Annotated in this window: 11 protein-coding genes; 3 read left to right on the plus strand and 8 right to left on the minus strand. The window is 67.7% G+C overall.

The genetic code is table 11. The features are described 5' to 3' along the window. Positions 1-19: 19 nt before the first annotated feature. Complete coding sequence (locus tag AC4OR5_RS22970) at positions 20-916, plus strand: LysR family transcriptional regulator (RefSeq protein ID WP_003095545.1); 897 nt, start codon at positions 20-22, stop codon at positions 914-916. 14 nt (positions 917-930) lie between these two features. Here AC4OR5_RS22970 and AC4OR5_RS22975 read toward each other — a convergent pair whose 3' ends face one another. Then, complete coding sequence (locus tag AC4OR5_RS22975) at positions 931-2265, minus strand: MFS transporter (protein WP_003095547.1); 1335 nt, start codon at positions 2263-2265, stop codon at positions 931-933. A 378-nt stretch (positions 2266-2643) separates the two neighbouring features. On the opposite strand from AC4OR5_RS22975, the gene AC4OR5_RS22980 reads away from it, so the two are divergent. Next, a complete protein-coding gene (locus AC4OR5_RS22980; protein ID WP_003099966.1) occupies positions 2644-3699 on the plus strand; it encodes an aromatic ring-hydroxylating dioxygenase subunit alpha in 1056 nt (351 codons plus the stop codon). Positions 3700-3713: 14 nt separating this feature from the next. Further along, on the plus strand, positions 3714-4667 hold the full coding sequence (locus AC4OR5_RS22985) for a PDR/VanB family oxidoreductase (RefSeq protein ID WP_003095554.1): 954 nt from the start codon (positions 3714-3716) through the stop codon (positions 4665-4667). On the opposite strand, the gene AC4OR5_RS22990 is transcribed toward AC4OR5_RS22985, so the two are convergent. The 7 genes from AC4OR5_RS22990 to AC4OR5_RS23020 form a co-directional block, all read right to left on the minus strand. Next, complete coding sequence (locus tag AC4OR5_RS22990; RefSeq protein ID WP_003109450.1) at positions 4664-5377, minus strand: GntR family transcriptional regulator; 714 nt, start codon at positions 5375-5377, stop codon at positions 4664-4666. The genes AC4OR5_RS22985 and AC4OR5_RS22990 overlap by 4 nt on opposite strands. 63 nt (positions 5378-5440) lie before the next feature. Continuing rightward, complete coding sequence (locus AC4OR5_RS22995; RefSeq protein ID WP_003095557.1) at positions 5441-6202, minus strand: SDR family oxidoreductase; 762 nt, start codon at positions 6200-6202, stop codon at positions 5441-5443. A 358-nt stretch (positions 6203-6560) separates the two neighbouring features. Then, positions 6561-7493, minus strand: a complete 933-nt coding sequence (lhpI, locus tag AC4OR5_RS23000; protein WP_116271222.1) for a bifunctional Delta(1)-pyrroline-2-carboxylate/Delta(1)-piperideine-2-carboxylate reductase — start codon at positions 7491-7493, stop codon at positions 6561-6563. A gap of 70 nt (positions 7494-7563) precedes the next feature. Further along, positions 7564-8280 carry an ABC transporter ATP-binding protein gene (locus AC4OR5_RS23005; protein ID WP_003095563.1) on the minus strand — a complete coding sequence of 239 codons (717 nt, stop codon included), beginning with the start codon at positions 8278-8280 and terminating at the stop codon, positions 7564-7566. Next, on the minus strand, positions 8277-9149 hold the full coding sequence (locus tag AC4OR5_RS23010) for an ATP-binding cassette domain-containing protein (RefSeq protein WP_003095566.1): 873 nt from the start codon (positions 9147-9149) through the stop codon (positions 8277-8279). The genes AC4OR5_RS23005 and AC4OR5_RS23010 overlap by 4 nt, the downstream gene beginning before the upstream one ends. Beyond that, on the minus strand, positions 9146-10423 hold the full coding sequence (gene livM, locus AC4OR5_RS23015) for a high-affinity branched-chain amino acid ABC transporter permease LivM (RefSeq protein WP_058159934.1): 1278 nt from the start codon (positions 10421-10423) through the stop codon (positions 9146-9148). The genes AC4OR5_RS23010 and livM overlap by 4 nt, the downstream gene beginning before the upstream one ends. Before the next feature lie 10 nt (positions 10424-10433). Next, positions 10434-11348 carry an ABC transporter permease subunit gene (locus AC4OR5_RS23020; RefSeq protein WP_003095571.1) on the minus strand — a complete coding sequence of 305 codons (915 nt, stop codon included), beginning with the start codon at positions 11346-11348 and terminating at the stop codon, positions 10434-10436. Between the last annotated feature and the right edge of the window lie 156 nt (positions 11349-11504).

The raw sequence follows: 11504 nt of genomic DNA on the forward strand, positions 1-11504 counted from the left end.
AAAAATAGAATTGGTCTATATGAGTCCGATCGATCTCAACCTGATCCGCACCTTCGTCACCCTCTACGAAGCGGGCAGCGTGACCCTCGCCGCGGAGCGCCTGTTCGTCACCCAGCCATCGGTGAGCTACGCCCTGGCGCGCCTGCGCGAACTGTTCGACGACGCGTTGTTCACCCGCACCCGCGACGGCATCCAGCCGACCTTCGTCGCCGAGCAGCTCTACGGCACCTTCCGCGAGTCGCTGACGCGCATCGAGGGCGCGGTACAGAGCGTTCGCCACTTCGATCCGGCGACCACCGAGCGACGTTTCCGCATCGCCCTCACCGATCTCGGCGAAGTGGGTTTCCTCTCGCTGATCCTCGAACGCCTGACCCGCGACGCGCCGTTCGCCGAAGTGGAAGTGCTGCCGCTGCAGGTGGACGAGGTCGGCGCCTGGCTGAGCAGCGCCAAGGTCGACGCGGCGATCTGCCGCCAGCCGGTGCCCGGCGCGCGCAGCCAGCGGGTCCTGCACGAGCGCTACGTGTGCCTGCTCAGCGACCGCCACCCGCGGATCGGCGACAGCCTGAGCCTGGAGCAGTACCTGGCCGAGCGGCACATCGTGGTGACCCGTACCTCCGGCCACGGCATCGCCGAGGACGTGCTCGAGGCCATGCAGGTGCAGCGCCGCATCAGCCTGCGGGTGCCGCACTTCTCGGTGCTGCCAAAGATCATTCCCGGTACCGAGCTGCTGACCATCCTGCCGGCGCAGATCGCCTATCGCTTCGTCGCCGAAGGCGGCATGCGCATGCTCGAACTGCCCTTCACCCTGCCGCCGTTCGACGTCTCCCTGCACTGGCACGAGAGCAGCGAACGCTCGGCGGCGCTGAACTGGTTCCGCACCACCATCGCCGAGGCGATCATCGCCGCCCAACGCTGAAACGCCGGCGGCCCTCACGCAGCGTCTCCCAGCGTCGGCGAGCGCTCGCGACGCCGCGCACCGAGCAGCGGCAACACGGCGGCCGCGGCGACGAACACCGCCGCGAACGCCCCATAGAGGGACAGCGGCTGCCAGCCGTCGTCGAGCAGGAGCCCGGCCACCAGCGGCGAGAGGATCGCCCCGCCGCGACCGACGCCGATCCCCCAGCCGACCCCGGTGGCGCGCACCGAAGCGTCGTAGAGGCTCGGCGCCAGGGCATACAGGCCGGCCACGCAGGCGTTGGCGCAAAGCCCGATCAGCAGTCCCAGCGGCAAGGCCGCGCCGGGCAGCCCGGCGCTCAGCGAGAACAGCGCGAGCAGAGCGGCGGTAAGCAGCATGAACAGCGCCAGCACCCGTTCCAGGCGAAAGCGCGCGGCAAGCCCGCCGAGCAAGGCGGCACCGAAGATCCCGCCGATGCTCAGCAGGGTGCCGCCGGTGATGCCCTGGGCGGTGGACAGGCCGGCGGCGACCAGCAGCTTCGGCGTCCAGCTCATGATGAAGTAGAAGCCGAACATCACCAGGAAAAACAGCGCCCAGAGCAGCAGCGTGGTACGTCGCTGGGCAACGCAAAGCAACCGGGCGAGGCGGCTACCGTGCTCCGCTCCGCCACCGGGCGGGCTCGGCAGTTCCGCGAGCGCCGCGCGGCCCAGGCGCCGGGCCAGCGCGTTGACCCGTTGCAACGCCCGCGGCGGCCGGCGCGCCAGGAGGAAGTCCAGCGACTCCGGCAGGCACAGGCAGACCAGCGGGATCACCGCCAGGGTCAGGCCAGCGCCGAAGACGAACACCGAGCGCCAGCCCCAGGCGCCGATCAGCCATACCGCGAGCAGTCCGCCAAGGGTCGCGCCGAGCGCGTAGCCGGTGGACTGCAGGCTTACCGCCAGGCCGCGCCAGCGGCGCGAGGCGTACTCGCTGGCGATCACGTTGCTGCTGGCGAGGATGCCGCCGATACCCAGCCCGGTCAGCCCGCGCAGCAACGCCAGTTGCCAGGCCGCCTGGCTCAGCGCCGAGGCGAGCATGCCCAGGCCCGACAGCGCCAGGCAGGCGAGGATCAGCGGGCGGCGCCCCCAGCGGTCGGCCCAGGGCGCGATGAACAGCGAGCCGGCGGCCATGCCGAAAAGGCCGGCGCTGAGCAGCAGGCCGATCTCGGCGCCGCCCAGGTTCCATTCGGCGGCCACCGAAGATGCGGTGAAGGCCATCACCAGCACGTCGAAGCCATCGATCAGGTTGAGCACGATGCACACAGCCACCGCCAGCCACTGGAACGGCCGCATCGGTTCGTCGTCGAGAGCGCGGCGCAAGTCCCGGTTCATGGGCGGCCCTCCCCGAGCGGACAGGAAAGAAGCGACGGCAGGCGGGAGCGAGGCGCGGGAATGCAGGAATCCATCATCGGGAAGACCCTTTTTCTTGTTGTTGTAGGCACGGCAAGCGCAGGCACCCTGGCACCGTTGCGTCGATGCCGCAATCCTATTGGATCCATTTGTGCGACAAGAAGACGGAAGACCAGCGGATATCCCACTGTCAGCGAAATCTGAGAAAGGCTCTGGAACGAGATAATTGAGCGATTTATTCCTGAAGTTTTTTATGTGCGACTATCGAACGGATTATTTTTTGTACAGAAGCGGTTGACTTGGAAAAGTTGCCTCGCGAATTATTGGATCCAATTACAAAAACAACGAGAGGATCCGACGATGTTTCCGAAGAACGCCTGGTACGTGGCCTGCACCCCCGACGAACTGGCCGGCAAGCCGCTCGGCCGACGCATCTGCGACGAGCCGATGGTTTTCTACCGAGGCGAGGACGGCCGCGTGGCGGCCCTCGAGGATTTCTGCCCGCACCGTGGCGCGCCGCTGTCGCTGGGCTTCGTCGAGGACGGCGTGCTGGTCTGCGGCTACCACGGCCTGGCGATGGGCGAGGACGGTCGCACCCGCGCGATGCCCGGCCAGCGGGTCCGCGGCTTCCCCTGCATCCGTCGCTTCCCGGTGCAGGAACGGCACGGCTTCGTCTGGGTCTGGCCGGGCGCGGAAGAACAGGCCGACGCCGCGCTGATACCCCGCCTGGAATGGGCGGAAAGCCCCGATTGGGCCTATGGCGGCGGGCTGTACCACATCCACTGCGACTATCGCCTGATGATCGACAACCTGATGGACCTGACCCACGAGACCTACGTCCATGCGTCCAGCATCGGCCAGAAGGAAATCGACGAGGCCGCGCCGACCACGCGGGTGGAAGGCGACGAGGTGATCACCAGCCGCCACATGCAGAATGTCATGGCCCCGCCGTTCTGGCGCATGGCCCTGCGCGGCAACGGCCTGGCCGACGACGTGGCGGTGGACCGCTGGCAGATCTGCCGCTTCACGCCGCCCAGCCACGTGCTGATCGAGGTCGGCGTGGCCCACGCCGGCCACGGTGGCTACCAGGCGCCGGCGGAGCGCAAGGCGGCGAGCATCGTGGTCGACTTCATCACCCCGGAGAGCGCCACTTCCATCTGGTACTTCTGGGGCATGGCGCGCAACTTCCAGGCCCACGACCAGGCGCTTACCGAGAGCATTCGCGAAGGCCAGGGAAAGATCTTCGGCGAAGACCTGGAAATGCTCGAAAGCCAACAGCGCAACCTGCTGCGCCATCCACGGCGCGACCTGCTGAAACTGAACATCGACGCCGGCGGCGTGCAGGCCCGGCGCATCATCGAGCGCCTGCTGGCGGACGAGCGCCAGGCCGCCGCCCCCAACCGCGCCCAGGCCTGACGGGAGCCTTCGCCATGATCGAGGTCATCGTCGGCGCCATCCGCCTGGAGGCGCAGGATATCCACAGCTTCGAACTGTTCCGGGCCGACGGGGCGGCACTGCCGTCCTTCGAGCCGGGCGCGCACATCGACCTGCACCTGCCCAACGGCCTGGTCCGCCAGTACTCCCTCTGCGGCCCCGCCGAACGGCCGCGCCACTACCGTATCGCCGTACTGCGCTGCCGCGACTCGCGCGGCGGCTCGGCCACGCTGCACGCCGAACTGCGGGTCGGCCAGCGGCTGCGCATCGGCGAGCCGCGCAATCTCTTCCCGCTGTCGCCGGAGCCCGGTCCGCGCCTGCTGTTCGCCGGCGGCATCGGCATCACGCCGCTGCTGGCGATGGCCGAACGCCTGGCCCGCGATGGCGCCGACTTCCAGTTGCACTACTGCGCGCATTCCGCCGAGCGCGCGGCCTTCGTCGACTATCTTGACCGGTGCGCCTTCGCCGACCGCGTGTACTGCCACTTCGACCACGGCGACAGCAGCCGCCGCGCGGACCTTCGCGCCCTGCTGGCGGCCAGTCCGCGCGACGCCCAGCTATACCTTTGCGGGCCGGCGGGCTTCATGCAGTGGATCGAAGAAAGCGCCCGCGAACTGGGCTGGGAAGCAAGCCGCTTGCATCGCGAGCACTTCGCCGCCGCGCCACGGGACGCCAATGCGGACGGCACCTTCGAAGTGCAGTTGGCGAGCAACGGGGCGCTGATCCGGGTCGCCGCCGGGCAGACCGTGCTGGCGGCCCTGCGCGAAGCCGGGGTGGACCTGCCGGCCTCCTGCGAGCAGGGCATCTGCGGCACCTGCCTGACCCGCGTGCTGGACGGCGAGCCGGAGCATCGCGACCTCTACCTCAGCGAAGAGGAGCAGGCCGCCAACGATTGCTTCACGCCCTGCTGTTCGCGTTCGCGCAGCCCACGGCTGGTGCTGGATCTCTAGTCGGCGGCGACGTCGCCGTGAAGCACGGTGACGCCCTTCCGCGCCGGATCGAAGTAGTCGGCGTAGCGCAGGGTCGCATTGGCGTGCTCGCGCATGATCGCCTCGGCGCGCGCCCCCTGGCCGTTGACCAGCGCGTCGACCACCGCGTGGTGCTGCATGTGGGCGAAGTTGAAACGGCGGAATTCCTGCTCGAGATTGTCGCGATCCACCGCCAGGGCGCTCACCGAGGCGAACGGCAGGTGGTCGTTGCGCGCCAGCGCCACGGCGATCGCCGGGTTGCCACTGGCCTCGATGATGGTGCGGTGGAAGCGCATGTTCATGCGCTGGTAGCGCTCCAGCTCCTCCAGCAGGACCTGGCCGTTGGCGAACAATCGGTCGCCCTCGGCCAGGCATTCCTCCAGGGTCGCCCGTGCCTCGGCGGACAGCCCGCGCTCGGCCGCCTGGCGCGCCGCCAGGCCTTCCAGCACGCCGCGCACCTCGACCGCGCCGGCGATATCCTCGCGGGTCACCGCGCGCACCCTGTAGCCGCGCCCGGTCTTGCACAGCAGGCCTTCCTGCTCGAGGGTACGCAGGGCGATGCGCACCGGCATGCGCGAGACCTGCAGGCGTTCGGCGGTGGGAATCTCGACGATGCGCTCGCCGGCGGCGAGTTCGCCGGAAGCGATCAGCTTGCGCAGCTCGGCCAGCACGCGTTGGCCCGGTTTGCTCATGGAATTCGCTTATTCGATCGGGACGACCGGGGCATCATAGCGCGCCCCGGCCGCCTCCGCCGGTCAGCTTTCGCGGTGGATGGCGAAGCCGGCCCAGGACTGGCTCACCGGCATGATCTCGAGGCTGTTGATGTTCAGGTGGGCGGGCTGGTTCATGATCCAGAAGATGGTCTCGGCGATGTCTTCCGGCTGGATCGGATGGGCCCCGGCGTAGGTCTTGTCGTAGCGCGCCTGGTCGCCGCCGAAGCGGACCAGGGAGAACTCGCTCTCGCACAGCCCCGGCTCGAGGTTGGTCACGCGCACCCCGGTGCCCTGCAGGTCGCAACGCAGGTTCAGGGAGAATTGCTCGACGAAGGCCTTGGTGCCGCCGTAGACATGGCTACCCGGATAGGGCCACTTGCCGGCCACCGAACCCAGGTTGACGATGCTCGCCCCGGCGCCGTGGGCGATCAGCCGCGGCAACAGCAGGCGCGTGCTGTAGAGCAGGCCCTTGATGTTGGTGTCGACCATGGTGTCCCAGTCGTCCAGGTCGCAGGACTGCGCCGGGTCGGTGCCCAGCGCCAGGCCGGCGTTGTTGATCAGGCCGCGCAGGGTGGCGAACTCTTCCGGCAGGTTGTCCACGGCCGCGCTCATCGCCGCGCGGTCGCGCACGTCCAGGGTCAGCGGCAACACCCGGGTCTTCGCCGAAAGCTCGCCGGCCAGGGCCTGCAGACGCTCCTCGCGACGGCCGGTGAGCACCAGCGACCAGCCGGCCTCGGCGAAACGACGGGCGCAGGCTTCGCCGAAGCCTGAGGTGGCGCCGGTGATGAACAGGGTGGACGACATGGGGCATCTCCTCGTACGGGGCGGAAAAACGATGTCCGGGGATTCTAGAGCCTCGCCGTGCCCGGTTGGCCATACAGTTGCGCACGAGTTTGCCGAGGCGCCTGCTCAAAAAACGACCAACCTCGCGGAGCCCGCACCGTGCTTGGGCCGCAGCGAACAGCCACCAACTTGTCCACAGGGCGTCGCACAGTTTTCCTGAACAACTGTGGCAGCGGCATGACCACGCGCTGGGGATAAGTGCCCCGGCGCGAGCACTGATCATTTTCTGACCAGCCACGCCTAACCCTCGCCAATTCAGGGGCTTGGCGGTTCTTACCCACCTTATCCACAAGCCCCCGCACAGAAATCCTGAACAACCTCAGGCGGCGTTATCCACAACCCGGCGCGCGGCGACCAGGTCCTCCAGCGCATAACCCACCGACTTGAACAGGGTGATTTCCCCGGGATCGCCGCGCCGCCCTGCCCCGCCCAGCAAGTCGCGCAGTTCGGTGGATATCGCCTCGCGCCCGATGGCGCCTTCGGCGATCGCCTGCAACAGGTCGCCGGCCTCTTCCAGCGCGCCTGCGCGGGTATCCACCACGACCCGCGCGCGCGCCACCGCCAGGGCGTCAGTCTCGCGTATGGACGGCAGGAAGGCGCCGACCAGGTCGAGATGGACGCCCGGCTTCAGCCATGCGCCGCGCACCAGCGCTTCGCGGGCGGTGGTAACGCAACTGACGCAATCGGCCGCCTCCACCGCCGCGCGCAACCCGTCGGCCGCTCGCGCCGGGTAGCCCTCCTCGCGCAGCCGGGCGGCCAGCGCGGCGGCCTTGGCCGGATCGCGGCCCCAGATGTCGATGTGGCGATAGTCGCGCACGCAGGCGTGGGCCCGCACCATGTGCGCAGCCAGGGTTCCGCAGCCGACCACCAGCAGGCGCCGCGCATCGTCCCGCGCCAGGTAGTCGGCGGCCAGCGCCGAGCTGCAGGCGGTACGCCGGGCGGTCAGCTCCGAAGCCTCCAGCAACGCCAGCGGGCGACCGTCTTCGCCGTCGAACAGAGCGAACACCGCGGCCACCGCCGGCAGGCCACGCGCCCCATTGCCAGGGAACACCGTCACCAGTTTCACGCCGATCCCCTCACCGGCCTGCCACACCGGCATCTGTAGCAGCGAGGCCTGCGCCGGCAAGGCATGGCAGCTGCGTAGCGGCGCACTGCAAGGCTTGGCCAGGCCGATGCGCAACGCCTCGATCAGTTGTGGATAGGACAGGCGCTCGGCGACCTCGGCGTTGCTGAAAAAGCGCAGGCTGTGCATAAGTCGAGTTTCCTCCGTGGCTCCAGGGCAGCGCCCGCCCCGGCGGCCAGGCAGCCGGGGCGGGGCGCGCTCAATGTCCGCCGAGATAGGCGTTGCGCACCTCCTGGTTGCCGAGCAGTTCTTCGCCGCTGCCGCTCATGCGGATTTCCCCGGTGACCATCACGTAGGCGCGGTCGGAGAGCTTCAGCGCATGGTTGGCGTTCTGCTCGACGAGGAAGATGGTCATGCCGCTCCTGGCCAGCTCGCGCAGGGTCTGGAAGATCTGCTTGACCACGATCGGCGCCAGGCCCAGGGAGGGCTCGTCGAGCAACAGCAACTTCGGCCGGCTCATCAGCGCGCGGGCGATGGCGAGCATCTGCTGCTCGCCGCCGGACATGGTCATGGCGCGCTGGTTGCGCCGCTCCTTCAGGCGCGGGAACAGCTCGAACATGCGCTGCATGTCCTCCTCGGCGTGGTCCATTCCGATGGGAATGGTACCCATCAGCAGGTTTTCCTCGACGCTCATGTCGGGGAACACCCGGCGTCCTTCCGGCGACTGCGCGATGCCGTTGGACGCCACGTAGTGCGCCGACTTCTGGCGGATGTCCTGGCCGCGATAGAGGATCTGCCCGGCCGCCGCGCGCGGCTGGCCGAAGATCGACATCAACAGCGTCGACTTGCCCGCGCCGTTGGCACCGATCAGGCTCACCGTCTCGCCCTCGTTGACCTGCAGCGAGACCTTCTTCAGCGCCTGGATCGGCCCGTAGAACACGTCCACCTCACGGAATTCCAGCAACGCCGCGCTCATGACAGCTCCTCTTCGTCGGCACCGAGATAGGCGGCGATCACCTTCTCGTCATGGCGGATCTGTTCGGGGTTGCCACGGGCGATCACGTCGCCGTGGTCGAGCACAATGATGTGGTCGGAGATGTTCATCACCATGCCCATGTCATGCTCGATCAGCAGTACGGTGATCCCGTGGTGGTCGCGCAGGTAGCGGACGATGTTGCTCAGGGCGTGGGTCTCGGCCGGGTTGAGGCCGGCGGCCGGTTCGTCCAGGCAGATGAGTTCCGGCCGCGTGCACATGGCCCGGGCGATCTCCAGGCGCCGTTGCTGGCCGTAGGACATCTCGCCGGCCAGGCGGTTGGCGCAGTCCACCAGGTCGACCACCTCCAGCCAGTAGAACGCGTGGTCCAGCGCCTCGCTCTCGGCACGGCGATAGCCGGGAGTGTTGAGGATGCCGGCGAGCAGGTTGCGGTTGACGAACATGTGCTGCGCCACCAGCAGGTTCTCCACCACCGACATGTCCTTGAACAGGCGGATGTTCTGGAAGGTCCGCGCCAGCCCGGCGCGGTTCACCAGATGGGTGCCGCCGAACATCTTGTAGTAGAGGCGACTGCCCAGTTGCGGCGGCTTGACGAAGTCGTCCAGCTGGAACGGCTCGCCGAGCACCTGGATGACGTCCGTGGTGCGCCCCTGGGTGTTGAGCAGGATGTTGCCGCCGGTGGCCTTGTAGAAGCCGGTGAGGCAGTTGAACACGGTGGTCTTGCCGGCGCCGTTGGGGCCGATCAGCGCGGTGATCGAACCGCGCTCGACGTCGAGGTTGACGTCGTTGAGCGCCTTGATGCCGCCGAAGTGCATCATCAGGTGCTCGACGCTGAGGATCTTGTCGCTCATGGCGCCACCCCCTTGCGCGGGGCGAAGCCCACCCGGCTGATGCGGATCAGCCCGCGCGGCCGCCAGATCATCATCACCACCATGAGTATCCCGAGCAGCAGCACGCGGATGTCGGCGAAGCTGCGCAGCAGCTCCGGCGCCACGGTGAGGACGAAGGCGGCGATCACCACCCCGACCGTCGAGCCCATGCCGCCGAGCACGACGATGGCGAGGATCAGCGCCGACTCGAAGAAGTTGAACGAGGACGGGTTGACGAAGCCCTGGTAGCTGGCAAAGAACACCCCGGCCAGTCCCGCGGTGGAGGCGCCGAGCATGAACGCCGAGAGTTTCACCAGCACATGGTTGAGGCCCATCGCGCGACAGGCGATCTCATCCTCGCGCAGCGCCTCCCAGGCGCGCCCGACCGGCATCCGGGTCAGCCGGTGCTTGATGTAGAGCACCAGCAGCACGACCAGGAACAGCACCACGTAGATGAACAGGAACTTCATGTTGGGGTTGTAGGCGATGCCGAGGAACTCGTGGATCGGCATCCCGCCATCCTTGGCCCGGCGGCCGAACTCCAGGCCGAGGAAGGTCGGCGCCGGCGCCGGCATGCCGTTCGGCCCGCCGGTGAAGGACAGCCAGTTGTTCAGTACCAGGCGGATGATCTCGCCGAAGCCCAGGGTGACGATCGCCAGGTAGTCGCCATGCATGCGCAACACCGGGAAGCCGAGGATCGCCCCGGCCACCGCGGCGGTCAGCGCGGCCAGCGGCAGGACGGTCCAGAAGCCCAGGCCGAGGTACTGGTAGCCCAGCGCCAGGCCATAGGCGCCAATGGCGTAGAAGGCCACGTAGCCGAGGTCGAGCAGCCCGGCGAGGCCGACCACGATGTTCAGGCCCAGGCCCAGCAGCACGTAGATCAGGCCGAGGATGACCACCGCCAGCAGGTACTTGCTGGCGAAGAACGGGAAGATCACCGCGGCCACCAGGATCAGCGGCACGATCCAGCGCAAGCGGGTCTTGTAGCCCGGCGGCAGGACGTGGACGCCGCTGCCAGCCCCCTCGAAGCGCTCCAGCACGGCGCGCCCGCCGCGGGTCTGCAGGTAGAGGCTGAGCAGGAAGCGCCCGGCCATCACGATCGCGATGATCCAGCCGACCCGCTCGTAATGCAGGTTGAAGCCGTAGCCGTCGAGGACCACGCCGACGATGGGGCCGAACACCACCAGGGCGATCAACCCGGAGAGCACGGCATCGAGGACGCACTGCTTGAGATCGATGGAAGTCTCGTTGCTCATCGTCGTCCCCTTACACCTTGGCGATCTGCGGGCGGCCGAGCAGGCCCTGGGGACGGAAGATCAGGATCAGTACCAGCAACGAGAAGGCGAACACGTCCTTGTAGTCGGTGTTGACCATCCCCGAGAACTGCGCCTCGGCCACTCCCAGCACCAGGCCGCCGAGCATCGCCCCGGGCAGCGAGCCGATGCCGCCGAGCACCGCCGCGGTGAACGCCTTGATGCCGATGATGAAGCCGGCGTAAAAGTCGAAGGTGCCGTAGTTCATGGTGATCAGCACCCCGGCAAGGGCGGCCATCGCCGCGCCGATGACGAACACGTAGGAGATCACCCGGTCGGTGTTGATCCCCAGGATCGAAGCCATCTTGCGGTCCTGCTGGGTCGCCCGGCACATGCGCCCGAGCTTGGTGTAACGGATCACGTAGGTCAGCACTGCCATGCCGATCAGCGAAGCGATCAGGATGAACAGCTTGGTGTAGGTGAGCTGGACGAAACCGTCGCCGACGTGGAATTTCAGGGCGCCGTCGAGCAGGGTCGGGATCCCCTGCTGGCGCGGTCCCTGTGCCACCTGCACGTAGTTCTGCAGAATCAGCGACATGCCGATCGCCGAGATCAGCGGCGCCAGGCGCGTGGAGTTGCGCAGCGGCTTGTAGGCGATGCGCTCGATCACCCAGCCGTAGGTGCAGGTCACCAGCACGGTGAACAGCAAGGTGCCGAGGATCAGCAGCGGGAAGTTCTGCAGGCCGAAGAAGGCCAGCAGGGCAAGGGCGATGGCCGACAGGTAGGCGGAGATCATGTACACCTCGCCGTGGGCGAAGTTGATCATGCCGATGATGCCGTAGACCATGGTGTAGCCGATGGCGATGAGGCCGTAGACCGAGCCGAGGGTCAGCCCGTTGATCATTTGCTGGAGGAAGATGCCGTCCATTTTTCAGTCTCTTCAGAGCGAATCGCGACGGCCTTTGTAAGGCGCGCCGGCGCTCGCCGGTGAAAGCGGACGGGTGCTACTGAAACGGCCCCGGATCGCGGGACTCCAGACCGACCACACGCAGACGTCTTCGGTGAATCCGCACTACGGCGGCAA

It is taken from the genome of Pseudomonas sp. YA1, from assembly GCF_058680555.1.

Bases quoted from the DNA above. Each gene is read 5' to 3' on its own strand.
- AC4OR5_RS22980 (WP_003099966.1), top strand. From the start codon at position 2,644: ATGTTTCCGAAGAACGCCTGGTACGTGGCCTGCACCCCCGACGAACTG.
- livM (WP_058159934.1), bottom strand. From the start codon at position 10,423: ATGAGCAACGAGACTTCCATCGATCTCAAGCAGTGCGTCCTCGATGCC.
- AC4OR5_RS23005 (WP_003095563.1), bottom strand. From the start codon at position 8,280: ATGAGCGCGGCGTTGCTGGAATTCCGTGAGGTGGACGTGTTCTACGGG.
- lhpI (WP_116271222.1), bottom strand. From the start codon at position 7,493: ATGCACAGCCTGCGCTTTTTCAGCAACGCCGAGGTCGCCGAGCGCCTG.
- AC4OR5_RS23010 (WP_003095566.1), bottom strand. From the start codon at position 9,149: ATGAGCGACAAGATCCTCAGCGTCGAGCACCTGATGATGCACTTCGGC.
- AC4OR5_RS22990 (WP_003109450.1), bottom strand. From the start codon at position 5,377: ATGAGCAAACCGGGCCAACGCGTGCTGGCCGAGCTGCGCAAGCTGATC.
- AC4OR5_RS22995 (WP_003095557.1), bottom strand. From the start codon at position 6,202: ATGTCGTCCACCCTGTTCATCACCGGCGCCACCTCAGGCTTCGGCGAA.
- AC4OR5_RS22985 (WP_003095554.1), top strand. From the start codon at position 3,714: ATGATCGAGGTCATCGTCGGCGCCATCCGCCTGGAGGCGCAGGATATC.
- AC4OR5_RS22970 (WP_003095545.1), top strand. From the start codon at position 20: ATGAGTCCGATCGATCTCAACCTGATCCGCACCTTCGTCACCCTCTAC.
- AC4OR5_RS23020 (WP_003095571.1), bottom strand. From the start codon at position 11,348: ATGGACGGCATCTTCCTCCAGCAAATGATCAACGGGCTGACCCTCGGC.
- AC4OR5_RS22975 (WP_003095547.1), bottom strand. From the start codon at position 2,265: ATGAACCGGGACTTGCGCCGCGCTCTCGACGACGAACCGATGCGGCCG.